At 62.8% G+C, this 16,524-nt stretch carries 18 protein-coding genes; 13 read left to right on the forward strand and 5 right to left on the reverse strand.

The annotated features are described in order from the left end of the window. Genes ACFWEM_RS05865 through ACFWEM_RS05875 form a run of 3 tightly spaced genes read left to right on the forward strand, consistent with a single transcriptional unit; the run spans position 1 to position 2,023 of the window. Positions 1-765: an MBL fold metallo-hydrolase gene (locus ACFWEM_RS05865; RefSeq protein ID WP_003940355.1), complete on the forward strand. Its 765-nt coding sequence runs from the start codon at positions 1-3 to the stop codon at positions 763-765. Beyond that, positions 762-1,421 carry an alpha/beta fold hydrolase gene (locus ACFWEM_RS05870; protein ID WP_007733800.1) on the forward strand — a complete coding sequence of 220 codons (660 nt, stop codon included), beginning with the start codon at positions 762-764 and terminating at the stop codon, positions 1,419-1,421. Before ACFWEM_RS05865 ends, ACFWEM_RS05870 begins: the two co-directional genes overlap by 4 nt. A 50-nt stretch (positions 1,422-1,471) precedes the next feature. Then, complete coding sequence (locus ACFWEM_RS05875; protein WP_003940599.1) at positions 1,472-2,023, forward strand: SRPBCC family protein; 552 nt, start codon at positions 1,472-1,474, stop codon at positions 2,021-2,023. Between the two features lie 4 nt (positions 2,024-2,027). Here ACFWEM_RS05875 and ACFWEM_RS05880 read toward each other — a convergent pair whose 3' ends face one another. Further along, positions 2,028-3,098 carry a LacI family DNA-binding transcriptional regulator gene (locus ACFWEM_RS05880; protein ID WP_378531931.1) on the reverse strand — a complete coding sequence of 357 codons (1,071 nt, stop codon included), beginning with the start codon at positions 3,096-3,098 and terminating at the stop codon, positions 2,028-2,030. A gap of 159 nt (positions 3,099-3,257) precedes the next feature. Here ACFWEM_RS05880 and ACFWEM_RS05885 point away from each other — a divergent pair, with 159 nt between their 5' ends. Further along, positions 3,258-4,430 carry an acyl-CoA dehydrogenase family protein gene (locus tag ACFWEM_RS05885; protein ID WP_378531933.1) on the forward strand — a complete coding sequence of 391 codons (1,173 nt, stop codon included), beginning with the start codon at positions 3,258-3,260 and terminating at the stop codon, positions 4,428-4,430. After that, positions 4,427-5,575, forward strand: coding sequence for a CaiB/BaiF CoA transferase family protein (locus tag ACFWEM_RS05890; RefSeq protein ID WP_378531935.1), 1,149 nt, complete (start codon positions 4,427-4,429; stop codon positions 5,573-5,575). The genes ACFWEM_RS05885 and ACFWEM_RS05890 overlap by 4 nt, the downstream gene beginning before the upstream one ends. 54 nt (positions 5,576-5,629) lie before the next feature. On the opposite strand, the gene ACFWEM_RS05895 is transcribed toward ACFWEM_RS05890, so the two are convergent. Beyond that, positions 5,630-6,631, reverse strand: coding sequence for an NADP-dependent oxidoreductase (locus ACFWEM_RS05895; RefSeq protein ID WP_095968655.1), 1,002 nt, complete (start codon positions 6,629-6,631; stop codon positions 5,630-5,632). Positions 6,632-6,742: 111 nt separating this feature from the next. On the opposite strand from ACFWEM_RS05895, the gene ACFWEM_RS05900 reads away from it, so the two are divergent. Both ACFWEM_RS05900 and ACFWEM_RS05905 read left to right on the forward strand, forming a co-directional pair. After that, a complete protein-coding gene (locus tag ACFWEM_RS05900; protein WP_378531937.1) occupies positions 6,743-7,675 on the forward strand; it encodes an alpha/beta fold hydrolase in 933 nt (310 codons plus the stop codon). Further along, a complete protein-coding gene (locus ACFWEM_RS05905) occupies positions 7,672-8,103 on the forward strand; it encodes a nuclear transport factor 2 family protein (protein ID WP_283567770.1) in 432 nt (143 codons plus the stop codon). Before ACFWEM_RS05900 ends, ACFWEM_RS05905 begins: the two co-directional genes overlap by 4 nt. 18 nt (positions 8,104-8,121) lie before the next feature. Here the strand turns inward: ACFWEM_RS05905 and ACFWEM_RS05910 are convergent, their stop codons facing one another. After that, positions 8,122-8,895: an SDR family oxidoreductase gene (locus ACFWEM_RS05910; RefSeq protein WP_378531939.1), complete on the reverse strand. Its 774-nt coding sequence runs from the start codon at positions 8,893-8,895 to the stop codon at positions 8,122-8,124. 235 nt (positions 8,896-9,130) lie between these two features. Here ACFWEM_RS05910 and ACFWEM_RS05915 point away from each other — a divergent pair, with 235 nt between their 5' ends. Then, complete coding sequence (locus tag ACFWEM_RS05915; RefSeq protein ID WP_378531941.1) at positions 9,131-10,042, forward strand: hypothetical protein; 912 nt, start codon at positions 9,131-9,133, stop codon at positions 10,040-10,042. On the opposite strand, the gene ACFWEM_RS05920 is transcribed toward ACFWEM_RS05915, so the two are convergent. Further along, a complete protein-coding gene (locus tag ACFWEM_RS05920) occupies positions 10,030-10,641 on the reverse strand; it encodes a phosphoribosylanthranilate isomerase (protein ID WP_378531943.1) in 612 nt (203 codons plus the stop codon). The two genes, ACFWEM_RS05915 and ACFWEM_RS05920, sit on opposite strands and share 13 nt — an antisense overlap. Before the next feature lie 69 nt (positions 10,642-10,710). On the opposite strand from ACFWEM_RS05920, the gene ACFWEM_RS05925 reads away from it, so the two are divergent. From ACFWEM_RS05925 to ACFWEM_RS05935, 3 genes are all read left to right on the forward strand, one after another. Further along, positions 10,711-12,012 (forward strand): alpha/beta hydrolase, encoded by a 1,302-nt coding sequence (locus ACFWEM_RS05925; RefSeq protein ID WP_378531945.1) that lies wholly within the window; start codon positions 10,711-10,713, stop codon positions 12,010-12,012. A 91-nt stretch (positions 12,013-12,103) separates the two neighbouring features. After that, positions 12,104-13,333 (forward strand): acyl-CoA dehydrogenase family protein, encoded by a 1,230-nt coding sequence (locus tag ACFWEM_RS05930; protein ID WP_378531947.1) that lies wholly within the window; start codon positions 12,104-12,106, stop codon positions 13,331-13,333. Positions 13,334-13,427: 94 nt separating this feature from the next. Next, complete coding sequence (locus ACFWEM_RS05935) at positions 13,428-14,072, forward strand: CatB-related O-acetyltransferase (RefSeq protein ID WP_378531950.1); 645 nt, start codon at positions 13,428-13,430, stop codon at positions 14,070-14,072. A 12-nt stretch (positions 14,073-14,084) separates the two neighbouring features. Here the strand turns inward: ACFWEM_RS05935 and ACFWEM_RS05940 are convergent, their stop codons facing one another. Next, positions 14,085-14,690 carry a hypothetical protein gene (locus ACFWEM_RS05940; protein ID WP_378531952.1) on the reverse strand — a complete coding sequence of 202 codons (606 nt, stop codon included), beginning with the start codon at positions 14,688-14,690 and terminating at the stop codon, positions 14,085-14,087. A gap of 67 nt (positions 14,691-14,757) precedes the next feature. On the opposite strand from ACFWEM_RS05940, the gene ACFWEM_RS05945 reads away from it, so the two are divergent. After that, entirely contained in the window at positions 14,758-15,111 is a 354-nt protein-coding gene (locus tag ACFWEM_RS05945) for a VOC family protein (RefSeq protein WP_003939907.1), read from the forward strand. Positions 15,112-15,199: 88 nt separating this feature from the next. Then, entirely contained in the window at positions 15,200-16,519 is a 1,320-nt protein-coding gene (locus ACFWEM_RS05950; RefSeq protein ID WP_378531954.1) for a M18 family aminopeptidase, read from the forward strand. The last annotated feature ends 5 nt before the right edge of the window (positions 16,520-16,524 follow it).

A 16,524-nucleotide genomic window follows, 5' to 3' on the forward strand; every position in this document is an offset into this window, starting at 1 on the left:
ATGACTACTGCGGCACTGTCGATCACGCAGATCGAGAACACACATCTGGTTCGGTGCGGTCACGCCAATTGGGTCCTGGTCGAAGAGGGGTCCGATCTGACCTTGATCGACGGCGGATATCCGGCCAACGGCACCGACGTCGAACGCTCGATCGAACAGATCGGTCACCAGCTCGGGGATGTTCGGGCAATTCTCGTCACTCACGCGCACATCGATCACATCGGTGGGATCGCGGACATCGTGACTCGGCTCGAGGTTCCGGTCCTGATGGATCCGTTGGAAGTGCCTCATGCGAAGCGGGAGTATCTGCAACAGTTGTCGCCGGCCGGAGTTCCGTTGCTGTTGTGGCGGCGAGGTGCTCCGAAATGGCTTCGCGACGTGATCGGAGTCGGCGCGTTGAAAGGTGCGGAACTGCCTCGGGCACAGTCCTTTGCGTCCGGTGGTGCGCTGGACGTTCCCGGTCGGATCGTGCCGATTCCCACTCATGGGCATACCGACGGCCACAGCGCTTACCTTGTTCCCGACGCAGGAGTGATCGCGTCGGGTGACGCTCTGGTGACCGGACACGCGACGTCGAGCGTCGCCGGACCACAATTTCTGGTGTGCCCCTTCAATCATGACCGTGAAGCGACCGACCAGGCGTTGGACAATATCGCCGCTGCACCTGCCGGCGTGCTGTTTCCCGGACACGGTCCGGTTTACGAGGGCAGCATGACTGCCGCGGTCGAACAGGCCCGAGCGGGTCGGACAAGGATGCGTCCATGACTACTGTCGAAACGGTCGACGAAGGTGCGGTGCACGGTTTCCTTCATCGACCTGCTTCTGTGTCCTTCGCGTCGCCCGTCGCCACGCTTGCACTGACTCACGGCGCAGGAAGTAACTGCGACACCGTGCTGTTGCGTGCTGTTGCCGACGGCTTTGCTGCGGCAGGAGTGCAAGTTCTGCGCTTCGATCTCGCGTTTCGGGTGCGTCGAGCTTCGGGGCCTCCGCATCCGTCGCGTGCTGCGGAGGATCGCGCGGGCATTGCCGAGGTGATTGCTGCTGTTCGCAAGGACTACTCGGTGCCCGGACCCGTTCTGCTCGGCGGACATTCGTACGGCGGTCGGCAGGCGTCGATGCTTGCGGCGGAGAACCCGGGACTTGTCGACGGCCTGGTCCTTCTCTCCTATCCACTGCATCCACCGAAGAAGCCCGAGAAGCTCAGAACCGAACACCTGCCCGAACTGAACACACCGACCGTTGTCGTCCACGGTTCGAAGGACGAGTTCGCGACAACGGAGGAGATGCGGGCAGCACTCGCCTTGATTCCCGCCGCGACGCGTCTGGTGGAGTTCGAAGGAGCTCGACACGACTTGTCCGTGGTGAAATTTCCGGTGGTGGAGGAGACAATCGCGGCCGCATCGGCGGTGTTTGCGTTCTGAACGCCGAGCGGGCGGTTGCCTGTGTCGGTGGTTCCTGGTGAGATCGAACCATGAGTGCCCAGCCGTATCAGCCCAGTGCCCTGTCCGACGTCACGGTGAGCGTCGACGGTGACGACACAGTCGTCAGCTTTCCTCGGGTGCTGCCGTATTCCGTCGAGAAGGTGTGGGAGGCGATCACCGACCCGGAGATGTTGGCGCAATGGACGCCGTACACCGCCGATCGGAATCTGAGCCGTACCGGTGATGCGGTGATCACCATGCTCACCGAGGACGGCGCCCCCGAAATGTCGCTGCCGGTCACCGTTCACGTCGTGGAGACCACTCGGCGGCTCGAACACGAGTGGGGCCCGGACGAATTGGTGTGGGACCTGACCCCGATCGAAGGCGGCACCCGCGTCGTGCTGACGCAGAGGTCGCGCGCCGAGGGGATGGCGTCGGCGCTCGCTGCGGGGTGGCATCTGTGCTTCGACGTACTCGATGCCCTTCTGGCAGGCGAGCCCTTCGGACCGATCGTGGGTGAACGGGCGCGCGAGTACGGCTGGGACGCACTCAACTCCGGTTACGCGCGACAGTTGGGCATCGACGAATCTCAGGTCTGGTAGCTGCTCAGAGTTTGCGACTGGCAGGCTTTCTGGTGGAGGCTCGCGCGATCAGTTCGACGGGAAGCTTCACGGATTCGACGCTCTTGCCGGAGATCAGTGCCAGTAGGCGCTCGAGCCCGGTCGCACCGATCTTTCGAGCGGGGGACCTGACCGTCGTCAGGGGCACCGGGAGTTGGGAGACAACCGGAATGTCGTTGTAGCCGACCAACGCAAGATCGTCGGGAATGCTCAACCCGAGATCACGGGCCACACCGAGTACGCCGATCGCGATGGTGTCGCTCACCGTGAAGACGGCGTCAGGGCGCGTGTTCCCACTGAGCAGTGTGGCAGCCGCATCGACACCCCCTTGAACTTCGAACTCGGAGGCCACTATTCGGTTCGGCGGCAGTTCCAGACCGGCTTCGGCCAGGGCATCGCGGAAACCCGCGACGCGTTCCCGCGACGTGCTGGCGTGATCCGGCCCCGCGATCACTCCGAGATCGCGATAGCCGCAGTCCAGTAGATGCTTCCCCGCGAGGTAGCCGCCGAGGCGGTCGTCGCCGCTGACAAAGGGAAGGCTTCGGTTGACGGATGACGTCGCCGAGTCGATGTGCCGGTTCAGCAGCAGGATCGGCAGTGAGCGCAGGGGGAGCGAGTCGACGAAATCGGTACCCGGCAGGTGAATGCTGCTCAGCATGAGACCGTCGACCTGTCGGCTCACCAGGAACTCGACCGCTTTGCGTTGCGCTTCCAGATCGTCGGGCGGGCTGGAGAGCAAGACGGAGTACCCGGCTGCGGTGGCGGCTTCCTCGATGCCTTGGAACATGGTGGCCACTACAACGTCTGTCAGTCTCGGCATCACGACGCCGATGGTGGTGGTCTTGCGGGTACGAAGGCTGGCTGCCCACAGATTCGGTTGGTAACCGAGTTCCTCGGCAACCTGACGAACTCGGAGTGCGGAGTCGGACCAGCCGTCGGCGGGCTCGGGCTGACGGAGGACCCGCGACGCCGTCGAGATGTGGACCCCGGCCTGGTCGGCGATTTCGCGCAACGTCGGCGGACGGCCGTTGCTGCGGTTCGACGGATCGGGCGTCATCTGCGTCGTGGCTCCTGGTGTGCGTCGGTCCTGAGTTGATTCGGTGTCGGTCGGCAGTTCGGGGATTGACGGGTGCGCAACCGGGCTCTACTCTAGGCGATGCAAACGATTGCGCAATCGTTCTCGCAAAGGATTGCGCCCGAGAACACTGGAGGCCCCGTGACCACGCCGCAGTCCCTGTCCGAGCTTTTTGCCATCGACACCCTGCTGGACGCCGAGGAGATCGCGATCCGCGGCACGGTCCGCAAGATGGTCGACGATCGCATTCGCCCGCACGTAGGCGAATGGTTCGAAGCGGCAGCACTGCCGGCTCGTGAGCTGGCCAAGGAGCTGGGCGCGCTCGGCGTACTGGGCATGCACCTCGAGGGCTACGGCTGTGCCGGGATGAGCGCGACGGCGTACGGGTTAGCCTGCCAGGAACTCGAAGCTGTCGATTCGGGTATTCGCAGCCTCGTATCAGTCCAGGGTTCGCTCGCCATGTTCGCGATCCACCACAACGGAAGTGAAGAGCAGAAGGAAGAGTGGCTCCCGCGGATGGCGGCCGGTGAAGCCATCGGTTGCTTCGGTCTCACGGAACCCGATTTCGGATCCAACCCCGGCGGCATGCGAACCAACGCCAAGCGCGACGGCGACGACTGGATCCTCAACGGCACCAAGATGTGGATTACCAACGGCTCCATCGCGGACGTCGCCGTGGTCTGGGCGCGCACCGACGACGGCATCCGCGGATTTGTCGTTCCCACCGACACTCCGGGCTTCTCCGCCCCCGAGATCAAGAACAAGATGTCGCTGCGAGCATCGGTCACCTCGGAGCTGGTGCTCGAAGACGTGCGTCTGCCTGCCTCGGCGATGCTGCCCAAGGCTCGCGGACTGTCCGGCCCGCTCGGCTGCCTCAACGAGGCACGCTTCGGCATCATCTTCGGCGCGATGGGTGCAGCACGTGACTGCCTCGAGACCGCGATCTCGTACGCGCGTGACCGCAAGGTCTTCGACAAGTCGCTCGCCGCGTACCAGATCACCCAGGCCAAGATTGCCGACATGGCAGTCGAATTGGGCAAGGGGCAATTGCTCGCCATCCACCTCGGCCGTCTCAAGGACGCCGGAACGGTCCGTCCCGAGCAGGTCAGCACCGGCAAGCTCAACAACGTCCGCGAAGCCATCAAGATCGCACGTGAATGCCGAACCATTCTGGGCGCCAACGGCATCACGCTCGAATACCCCGTGATTCGACACGCCAACAACCTCGAATCCGTTCTCACCTACGAGGGGACCTCCGAGGTTCACCAGCTGGTGATCGGTCGCGCTCTCACCGGTGAAGAAGCGTTCCGGTGACGGTAGACGCTGTCGGAGCGCTCGACGGGTTGGTGATCGCGGATTTCGGCCGCGTCCTCGCCGGTCCGTACGCCACGATGATTCTTGCCGATCTCGGCGCGGAGGTCGTCAAGATCGAGCGGCCGGGTGTCGGCGACGATACTCGCAGCTGGGGTCCGCCGTGGGTCGGTGACGAGTCGAGTTACTTCCTGTCGGTGAACCGCAACAAGAAGTCGGTCACCCTGGACTTGCGCGAGAACGCGGATCTCGAGAGTGCACGCGAGCTGGTTCGCAGTGCAGACGTAGTGGTGCAGAACTTCCTGCCGGGAACGATGGACCGTCTGGGTCTGGGCTACGACGCTGTCCGAGAAATGAATCCGCGTGCGGTCTACTGCTCGATCAGCGGCTTCGGTGGCAACAATTCTCTGCCTGGGTACGACCTGTTGATTCAGGCGGTCGGCGGATTGATGAGTATCACGGGTCCCGATTCCAAGACGCCCACCAAGGTCGGTGTCGCGGTGGTCGACGTCATCACCGGCTTGCATGCCAGCGTGGGAATCCTTGCAGCGCTGCGCCACCGCGATCGAACGGGCGAAGGGCAGCACGTCGAGGTCAACCTGTTGTCCTCGTTGCTGTCCGCGCTGGCCAACCAGTCGTCCGGCTACGTGGCCGCGGGTGTGGTGCCGGCAGCCATGGGCAATCGGCATCCGAGCATCGCGCCCTACGAGGTGTTCGAGACCGCCGACCGCCCGCTGGTTCTCGCTGTCGGCAACGATCGCCAATTCGGTTCGTTGGTAGAGGTTCTCGGAGTTCCCGAACTTGCCGCGGATGTACGGTTCATCTCGAATCGGGATCGGGTCGCGCATCGAGAAGAGTTGTTCGACGCCGTCACTGCTGCGTTGGCCAAGGGCACTGCAGACTCGTGGTTCGAGGCACTGACCGAGCGCGGAGTTCCGTGCGGGCCCCTCAACGACATCGCCGACGCGATTGCACTGGCGGAGCGGCTGGATCTCGATCCGGTGGTGACCATCGACGATCCGCGTCGCGATGCACCGACTCGGCAGGTAGCCAATCCGATTCGGTTGAGCGGCACTCCGGCAACCTATCGGTCGGCCCCGCCGCGGTTGGGTGAGGACAGCGTTCCCACCCCGTCGGGCGTTGGTTGACGCACGCGAATCGGCCACCGGAACACCGGTGGCCGATCTGCATGTGTGTCTGACTCAGCTGACCTTCAGGACCAGCTTTCCGGTGTTCGCACCGGCAAAGAGAAGATTGAGGCTGTCGCCGAATGCGTCGATGCCCCCGTCGACGACATGCTCGCGAGCCGTCAATTCGCCACTCTTGATCCACTTTCCGATCTGCTCCTGCGCTTCTGCATAGCGATCGAGGTAGTCGAAGACCACGAAGCCGGCCATCGTGGCCCGGTTGACGAGAAGTGACAGATAGTGCGCGGGGCCGGGCTGAGGCTCGGTGGCGTTGTAACCTGCAATTGCGCCACAGATGACGACCCGAGCACCGAGGCGCAGGCGGGACAGTGCTGCGTCGAGAATCTCACCGCCGACGTTGTCGAAGTACACGTCGATCCCGTCGGGTGCATTGGACTTGAGTGCCTTGTAGACGGATTCGTTCTTGTAGTCGATGGCGACATCGAAGCCGAGGTCTTCGGTGAGCCACGCGCACTTCTCCGGACCACCGGCGATGCCGATGACCTTGCAGCCGTGGATCTTTGCGATCTGGCCGACGAGGCTGCCGACGGCGCCTGCCGCGCCGGATACTACGACGGTGTCACCATCCTTCAGCTTTCCGACGTCGAGCAGTCCGAAATACGCGGTGACGCCGGGGAATCCGAGAGCGCCGAGCCAGGTCGGTAGGGGAGCGATCGATTCGTCGACCCGCGTGACATCGGTGCCGTCGGAAACGCCGTATTCGGAAGCGCCGAACGATCCGGCGACGATGTCACCGACCTGGTAATCGGGGTGTTGGGATTCGGTGATGCGTCCGACGCCGTGGGCGCGCATGACGGAACCGAGCTTGACCGGGGGAACGTAGGACTTGACGTCGTTGAGCCAGCCGCGCATCGCGGGGTCGAGGGAGAGATACTCGACCTTGACGACAAACTCGCCCGGTCCGGCGGACGGGATCTCGGCATCGACGTATTCCCAGGTGGAAGCGTCGGGAAGTCCTGTCGGGCGGGCGGCGAGGCGTACTTGGCGGTTGGTCATCTCTCCCCTTCGGCGAAACGAATTGAACTTGAGGCCGGATTCAATATAGGTGATGGATCACGAACTGGGAAGAGTTGGATGAACCGATTGGCGACTATGTATGTTCGATCGATGAGCAATGTGGTCGAAGACGCGCCTGTTTGGTTCACCCGGGCGCTGGAAGCGCCGGTCGAGACCGGTTCGGTGGAGGTCGAGGGCGCTGCGGTGCACTTTCGGGCTTGGGGGTCGGCCGGGTCGGCGGGGCCGGGAATCGTGCTGATCCACGGCGGTGCGGCCCACAGCAGGTGGTGGGACCACATCGCCCCGCAATTGGCCGATGGGCGGCGCGTCGTTGCCCTGGACCTGACGGGCCACGGCGACAGTGACACTCGCGATGCCTACGCGATGTCCCAGTGGGCTCGGGAGGTGCTGGCGGCGGCTGAGGCCGGGGGAATCGACGGCAAGCCGATTCTGGTCGGGCACAGTATGGGTGGGATTGTTTCTTTCGTGGCCTCACATCTGCACGGCGAGCTGTTGGACGGCGTTGTCATCATTGATTCTCCACTCAAGGCGCGTACGCCCGAAGAAGAGGCAGCTCGACGCCAGAATGCGTTCGGCCCCAAGAAGGTTTACCCCTCCAGAGAAGATGCAATGGGTCGATTCCGCTTCGTCCCGCCGCAGGACTCGGGGGTACCCGCAGTGCGTGATCATGTGGCGGCCACGTCGATGGAGGAAGTCGACGGTGGTTGGTCGTGGAAATTCGATCCGAACTTCTTTCTCCGTGTCGGCGCCGAAGATGTTCTGAGCAGTGAACCACGTTGCCGCGTAGCATATTTCCGGGCCGAGAACGGAATTGTGTCCGACCGACTCATGGAACACATGCGCGGGTTGTTCGGACCGGACGCCATCGTGGCGGAGATTCCCGAAGCCGGACATCACGTCATGATCGATCAGCCGTTGCAACTCGTGACCGGGGTGCGAACTGTGTTGAGTGCGTGGGCCGTCGCCAGTCAAGTGCCGGTAAATCAAGTAGCAGGTAACGCCGAGGAAAGGGTAGAAGCATGAGCACGGAATTGACGCTCGAACCGAAAGTCGAAGCAGCCCTGCAGTTGTGGCACACCATGATCGAAACCGGTGACCTGTCGGCGCTACCGACCATCGTCGCGCCTGACGCGCAGTTCCGGTCACCCACGGGATTCAAGCCGTACCAGTCCGCGGATGCCGTTGTGCTCATTCTCAATACGGTGATCCAGGTCTTCGAGAACTTCGAGTACCACCGGCAGTTCGCCGGAGCCAACGGTCGGCAGGTCGTGCTCGAATTCAGTGCGAACATCGGCGACAAGAGCCTCAAGGGAATCGACATGGTCGAATTCGACGAGGACGGCAAGATCGTCGATTTCGAGGTCATGGTACGTCCGGCCAGCGGGCTCGCCGCATTGGCTGCCGAGATGGGCAAGAGGCTCGGGCAGACGCTACCGACCTACAAAGCCTGAACTGAGTCCGGCCAGGGCTCAGTTCGTACTGAATCCGCCGTTGGAGTGAAGGAGTTGTCCCGTAATCCAGCTTCCGGCGTCGGACATCAGAAACCGAACGAGGTCTGCAGTGTCGCCGGGAGTACCCAGTCGGCCGGCAGGGGTCCGGAGGGTGGCGGCCTGCCTGATCTCCGGTGTCATCCACCCTGTGTCGATCGGTCCGGGGTTGATGACGTTGGCTCTTACCCCACGTGATCCGAGTTCGACTGCGGCTGCGATGACGATGCGGTCGAGAGCTCCCTTGCTGGCTCCGTACGGGAGATTGTGGGCCGCATGGTCGCTGGTGAGCGCGATGATCCGCCCGGTCACCTGACTGGCGTCGTGCTGTTCGGGAAGTTGTTCAGCGAACGCTTTGATCAGCAGCCAAGAGGCGCGGGCGTTGACGGCGAAATGTCGTTCCCAGCTCTCGATCGTGGTGTCGAGGATCGAGCTGTCGACGCTTTCGCAATGCGAGAGCACCAGCCCACGAAGGTCGTTCCGCGCTGCGGCAGCGTCAACGAGCTGACCGGCAGCGTCCGGCGAGGCCAGATCGCCGGGAATTAGGTCGACACGGCTCCCGAGTGCGCGACACTTCTCTGCAATGTCCTGCGGATCGTGCGCTCCGCGGACGAACCCGGCGCGTTCGTCATAAGGCTCCCAGTAGCCGATCGTCAGATCCCAACCATCCTCGGCGAGACCCAATGCAAGGCCTGCTCCGATCGACTTGCGCCGGCCGACGCCAGTGATCAACACGGTTCCGCGCTTGTCAGACACTGCTCGCCTCCAGAAACTTCGTGTAACTGACGCGGGACTTCCTGCAACTGACGCGCACAACTCGAGCGGTCAACCGCGGGTGAGGTCACTTCAGTTGGAAGGACCACTGTATCGGTCGAGCGGGTGCCGTCGGCCCCTCGACCTGGCAAGAGTCTTGACACGGCGCTGTTCACAGCGTTTGACTGAGATGCAAGCTCGAGTTGATTCGCCGGACTGTGTCCCGGGAGGTTGACCTATGCGCGGCAAGGGAATTGCAGGCAAGCCTTTCTCAGGCGAGGGCTGTAGACGTGGGGCACGGTCGCACCGGGGGACCATCCCGGTACTGGCTTTGGTTGGGGTGTGCGTACTTTCGTTTGCCATGACTCAGACGGCCGGCGCTCAACCTGTTGCGGAGACTGTCGATACCGGGTTCGTGATCCCCTTTGCCGGGGCACCTGGCTACGAGAGCGTCGCGCCCACACAGCTGACCAGTCCGGATCAGCTCAACCAGCCGCTGGGTCAACCGGTAGCGGACGAGATTGCCGCGCAGATCGGACTCGAACCAGCCGACACTTTGTCCGAGGAGCAGTATCGCGATCTCATCTCCGGCGGTGGGGTCGGGGGCAATCGCGAGGACGCCGAGGTGATCTACGAATGCGCCCGAATATTGACCAATACGAACGGGCGCCCTCTCTACTCCGGCACTACGCCGTCGGTTCTGGCCAGCTACGGGTTGTACGTGAACCCCGACGGATTGTTGGAGAGTCCCGCCAACGCGGATGCGCCGACGCGGCAGGTGAATACGCTGATCGCTCCCGGCGGTTTTGTCGGCACCTGGTTACGCAACAACGGTGCGACGCACTCTCTGATTGCGCTCTATCAGTCGGCGTACACGGTGCAAGCGGTCTACGGATTTGCAGCGCAACAGATTTCGGGTGAAGCGCAGCTGGTGACCAACACCAAAGCCGATGTGAGTTCGGAAGTCGGCATGTCGATGGCGCCGCCGCTCTGGATAGTGAACTTCGCCCTGCTCTACATCTTGAAGCCCTCACTGGCGGCAGCGATGCCGGCACGCTGGGCTCCCATTCCGCCTGCCGTTGCCGACGCGGTGAAGGCGAGTCCCACCGGTCAAGTCGCCTTCAGTGACTACGCGTACTACTTCGAGTGATCGGTCTGGCGGACAGCGCTCACGAACTTCTCGATCAAAGCGTGGTCCTTGACGCCGCGGGACGATTCGACGCCGCTGGAGACGTCGACGCCCCAGGCTCCGGTGGCATCCAGTGCGTCGCGCACGTTGTCCGGGGACAGTCCGCCCGCCAGGATCCACTGGCCCTGCGGGCGCGATTGCTGTTGGGCCCAGTCCCACGGCACCCCGGATCCGGCGTCTGCGCCGTCGATCAAGAGTTCGTCCTCACCGAGGTCGAGGTTGTAACCGTCGCGGACGTTGCTGGAGACGACTGCACGGATCACGGTAAGGCCTGCGTCGTGAAGTCGCTGCACTTGCTCGGCGTCGACAAGATCGTGAATCTGCACGGTGCGAAGTCCGGTGATCTCGGCGATCTCTAGGATCTGATCGATCGGGTTGCCGAGAAAGACTCCGATTGCCCGGATATGGGCAGGGACACGCGCGAGCAGGTCGACTGCGAGCGTGGGGTCGACTTTGCGGACGCTCTCGGCGAAGACGAAACCGATGGCGTCGACGCCCAGGCCCACCGTGAGGTCAACCGTGTCAACGTCGCGTAGGCCACAGACCTTGATGAATGTCACCTGATACAGAGTACTAGCGTCGTCGTCTAGCCTCGTGCGTGCGACATTTCTACGCGCGAGAGGCTTGACGTGGACTGGCTCTACCGAATCAGTTTGATCTCGGGACCGCTGCCGGTGATCCTGACTGTCCTTGGGGTCCTGGGTGGTGTGTGGCTGCTCGGTTCGAACGTGCGGTGGTACTACCGCAGAGCCGTGCCGATCGCGGGGCTGATCGCACTGGTGATCATGATCGCCGCCTGGATCACGGTCGAAAAGGTGATCGTGCCGTTCCCCGATCCCATCGCGATGTCGATCTACGTGTGGATCGGTCTCGGTATCTACGCGCTGCTACTTCTCGGGCCGCGAATCAAGGCGGGCGGAACCGTCGCGAAGGCGGTGCTGTCCGTGGTTGCGACAGTGCTGGTCATCGTCACCGCCGCGACCCAGATCAATCTGGTCTTTGCCGCCTACCCGACTGTGGGAATTGCGTTCGGCCACGACGATTTCGACCGCATTTCACTCGATGAGGTTCCCGGTCCGACGGATCCTGTTGTCACCGGCGACCCCACCGACACGGTGTGGAAAGCGCCCGAAGGCATGCCGATTCGCGGACGAGTCACGACTTTGCCGGTCCCCGGAACTGTTTCGGGATTCTCGGCGCGTGACTCTCAGGTGTATCTGCCGCCGTCGTACTTCACGAATCCGCGTCCACTTCTTCCCGTACTGGTGCTGATGGCCGGTCAGCCTGGCAAGCCCGAGGACTGGCTCCAGGGCGGAAAGCTCACCGCGACAATGGATTCTTTCGCGCGCGATCACGCCGGGCTCGCCCCGGTGGTCGTCATCGCCGACGGAACGGGTTCGCAGATGGCCAATCCGCTGTGCACCGATTCCTCGCAGGGCAAGGTCGGCACGTATCTGGCAAAGGACTTGCCCGCGGCAGTGGCGAATGCGTTCCAGATCGACACGAATCCGAGAGCGTGGGCCATCGGCGGGCTCTCCTACGGCGGTACCTGTTCACTGCAGATGGCGACCAACTACCCCGACGTGTATCCGACGTTCCTCGATCTGTCCGGTCAGGTGGAGCCTTCGCTCGGTGACCGAGCGCGGACCGTCGACGAGATCTTCGGCGGCGACGAGGCAGCATTCGTGAAGGTGAATCCGATGGATCTCCTGGCGACCCGGAAGTTCCCGAACTCGGGCGGAGTGTTTGTGGTCGGAACAGATGACAACGAGTTCAAGCCCGGTCAGCAAAAGGTGTACGAAGCGGCCAAAGCGGCCGGAATGGACGCCAGGTATCTCGAGCTTCCCGGTGGTCACAGCTTTTCGGTGTGGTCCGCGGGCGTCGAACAGGAACTGGTGTGGATCTCGCAGCGAATGGGACTGATCAGCTGAATCCTGTTCCGGTTTTGGAACGTGTTCTATATTCGGTGTGTGGCTGTCGTTCGGCAGTCTCCCGATCGTTCACCGACTGGAGTTCAGGCACATGTACGAGTGGTCCGACACCGACCTGATGTTCCGCGACGCCTTGCTAAGCTTTATCGACAAAGAGGTGCGACCTCACGTCGACGAGCTCGAAAGTGGTGCGCTGCCGCCGTTCGACATCATCCGCAAGCTGTACTCGACCTTCGGTCTCGCCGACATGGCACGCGAGGGTCTCGAGAAGTCGCTGGCACGTGAGCGTGGCGATGCGCCCTCCAGTGACGGTGAGAAGTCGAGTGCATTCAGCGGCGCAGGCAGCATGGGCGTCGTGCTCAACAGTGAATTGGCCGGAGTCAGCCTCGGTCTCGTCGCGTCGTTGGGCGTCAGCCTCGGATTGGCCGCCGGAACCATCCGCAGCCGCGGCACACTCGCGCAGAAGGAACGCTGGCTCCCCGGCCTGGTGACCTTCGAAACCGTCGGCGCCTGGGCGATCACCGAACCGGATTCGGGCTCGGATGCCTTCGGCGGCATGAAGTCCTACGTGCGCCGCGATGGTGACGACTACATCCTCAACGGCAACAAGACCTTCATCACCAACGGTCCGTACGCCGACGTGATGATCGTCTACGCAAAGCTCGACGAGGGCGACGCGTCGGTTGATCGCCGCGATCGCAAGGTGCTCGCCTTCATCCTCGACAAGGGCATGGAAGGACTCACGCAGAGCCCGCCGTTCAAGAAGATGGGCATGAATTCCTCACCCACCGGTGAGTTGTTCTTCGACAACGTCCGCATCACCAAAGACCGCCTGCTCGGCGAAACCGAGGACAGCGGAAAATCGGACGGTAAGTCCAGCGCCAAGGAGAGCTTCGCCGCCGAACGCATCGGCATCGCGTCCCTCTCGCTCGGCATCATCAACGAATGTCACCGTCTGAGTATCGAATACGCGAAATCCCGCAAGCTGTGGGGACGCGAGATCGGGCAGTTCCAGCTCATCCAGCTCAAGCTGGCCGAGATGGAGGTCGCTCGAATCAACGTGCAGAACATGGTCTTCAACGCGATCGAACGCACCGCAGCCGGAGACAAGGTGAGCTTGGCGGAGGCGTCGGCGATGAAGCTGTACTCCTCGCGCGCGGCGACCGAAGTCGCGATGGAAGCCGTGCAACTGTTCGGTGGAAACGGCTACATGGCCGAGTACCGAGTGGAGCAGTTGGCGCGTGATGCCAAGTCGCTCATGATCTATGCAGGCAGCAACGAAATTCAGGTCACCCATATTGCCAAGGGGCTTCTGGGCTGACGCCCGGCACGTTTGCGCGTGTCGGTCGACCGCAGCAGGAACCGGATAGTCTTGCTGCGGTCGGCGACACCGCGCCGACGGATCGGAGTTGGTAATGAACGCGTCAGATTTCACTGTGCCGGATCCCGCCCTTGTTCATCCGATGGCTGGGCAACCGCGAGTGGTGTTGCTGAAGCCGTTGATCGACAACCCGTTGATCGAGGTAGGGGAGTACACCTACTACGACGATCCGGAGTTCGCCGAAGAGTTCGAGACCCGAAACATGTTGCACCACTACGGTCCCGACAAACTGCTGATCGGAAAGTTCTGCGCGCTGGCAACCGGCGTCACCTTCATCATGAACGGCGCAAATCATCGCATGAACGGTGTCTCCACCTACCCGTTCCCGATCATGGGCGGCGATTGGGCCAGGCACATGGATTTGGTGCAGGATCTGCCGTCGCGCGGAGACACCGTCGTCGGGAACGACGTGTGGTTCGGCGGGAACGTGACAGTCATGCCCGGTGTTCGGATCGGTCACGGGGCGATCGTGTCCACTGGTGCCGTCGTGACGCGCGACGTCCCGGACTACGCAATTGTCGGCGGCAACCCGGCAACGGAGATCAAGCGCCGCTTCAATGCTGAAGACATCGAGAAGTTGGTTCGAATTGCGTGGTGGGACTGGCCGATCGAGAAGATCACCCGCCACGTCCGGGTGATCTCGGACGGGAGTGTCGCGGAACTCGAAGCGGTCGAGTGATCTCCTCGCCCGCTAGTTCGTTCGTGTGAGCGAGTAGTTCCGGACGTGAAGCAGAGTGGCGGCGACAAGACCGACAGCAAGACCTGTGGCTGTGAAGGTGATCAGGTTCGGTTCGAGGTCGAAGTGGATGATGGCTGATTCGGGGTAGGGGTTCTGCGGGTCACGAGGTTCGGGAAGGACCACCGAATAGAAGGTGGGCGGCCAGATTCGTCCGACAACGGCAACCGCGAGTCCGTAGGCCGCTCCGAAAATCGAAAGCGCAAGCGGAAGAACCAATTTTCTGCCACCTGTGTCGCGTGACAGCTGCCATCCCGTTGCGTTCAGTGTTGCCGACACCGCAATAGCGACAGCCGTTCCGACAATCAGGAACCACGCAGTTGCGGGAAACCAATGAGGGGCATCGAAGTAGCTGTAGCCTTCGACAACCCACATGTATCCGGTCTTGCCGTCCTCCATCGGCGGCGGTGGCGGAGGTTGGATGCCGATATGCTCTGTTCGCAGAGATGGCGTGGCAAATCGCCAGGCGAGCACTCCGAGGACGCTCAGGAGTATTCCGGTCGCGATGAAAACGGCGAAGAGTGGTTCCGCAACGCGGTTGCGGAGCGTCGTGAGTCGCATTCGAGGATCGTCTCATCTCAGCCCGAGATCGAGAGTCTTTGTCGGTGGCTTCCATTAGCGTGTGCGCATGACTCTCACACTCGGCATGATCACCTTCGACAGTCTCGATCCCGGTCCGCTCGCAACGTGGTGGGCAGCGCAGTTGGGCGGAAACATCGTCGAGGAAAACGACGGTTGGTTCTACATCGTCTCGGTCCCGGACAGCGCCACCAATTTCGCATTCCAGAAAGTCCCGGACCCCACCGCCGGGAAGAACCGCATCCATCTCGATCTGGGAAGTCCGGATCTCGACGCCGAGGTGGCGCGACTCGTCGAGGCCGGGGCAACCGAACACCACCGCGAGAACATGGACGGTTTCCGGTGGGTGACGCTCCTCGATCCTGATGGGAACCAGTTCTGCGTGTCCGGTCCGCACGCCTGAGCTGACCGGTCCTGTGCCCGCTTGATTCGCGCCCACTGATTTCGCGCCCGCTGATATCCCGGACACCTGTTCGGGCATGATGAGGGGCATGACTTCTCAGACTTCTCGGACGTCTCAGGCCGGGGCGGCTTCTCTGACCGGGGCCGACGCAGACGGCTTGTGTAGCTTCGTCGATTCGTCACCGTCGCCGTTCCATGTGTGCGCGACGGTGGCGACCGAGCTGACGGCCGGCGGGTTCGTCGAAGTCCACGAAACGCAGTCGTGGCCCGCCGAGCCCGGACGGTACTTCCTCGTGCGAGGCGGTTCGCTGATCGCCTGGAGCACCGAGGGCGTCGGAAGTACCGCTCCGTTCCGGATTGTCGGAGGTCATACCGACAGCCCGAATCTGCGGGTCAAACAGCATCCCGACCTCACTTCGGCCGGGTGGCAGATGGTGGGCCTCGAACCGTACGGCGGTGCGTGGCTGAACTCGTGGCTCGACCGCGATCTCGGTATCTCGGGACGATTGAGTGTGCGGGTGGGAAACACTGTGGAGCAGAGGCTGGTTCGCATCGACGACCCGATTCTTCGTGTTCCGCAGCTGGCTATCCACCTGTCCGAAGATCGCAAGGGCGTGACGCTGGATCCGCAGCGGCACGTCAACGGAATCTGGGGAGTGGGTTCGAAGCCCAAGTCTTTCATCGGTTTTGTCGCCGAGCGTGCGGGTGTGGCCGCGTCGTCGGTTCTCGGCTGGGAGTTGATGACACACGACCTTGCGCCCAGCGCAGTGGTGGGTGTGGACAAGGAATTGGTCAGCGCCCCTCGGCTCGACAACCAGGGCACGTGTTATGCAGGGACACAAGCACTTCTGGCCGCGGCCGAGTCGCCGGGGCGGCAGGTTCCGGTGCTCGCACTCTTCGATCACGAAGAGGTCGGCAGCATGTCCGATCGCGGAGCTTTCTCGGACCTGCTCAACACCGTGCTCGAGCGGATCGTGTTGGGACGCGGTGGCGGCCGCGAAGAATTCCTGCAGGCGATGGCCGGCTCGGTATGCGCGTCGGGCGACATGGCGCACGCCACGCACCCCAACTATCCGGACCGCCACGAGCCCGCTCATCGGATCGAGATCAACGGTGGGCCGGTACTCAAGGTGAACCAGAACTTGCGATACGCCACCGACGCAGCCGGTGCAGGCGAATTCGCGCTCGCCTGCGATCAGGCAGGAGTGCCCATGCAGCGCTACGTCCACCGCGCCGATCTGCCGTGCGGCTCCACCATCGGACCGATCACGGCATCACGCACCGGACTCTCCACCGTCGATGTGGGCGCGCCTCAGCTCGCCATGCACTCGGCCCGCGAGCTGATGGGCGCGGCAGATGTCCGCATGTATGCCGACGCTCTTGGCGCCTTCCTCACGCCGCGTAGTTAGTGGGT

The organism is Rhodococcus sp. NPDC060176, assembly GCF_042728675.1.
GTDB lineage: Bacteria > Actinomycetota > Actinomycetes > Mycobacteriales > Mycobacteriaceae > Rhodococcus_F.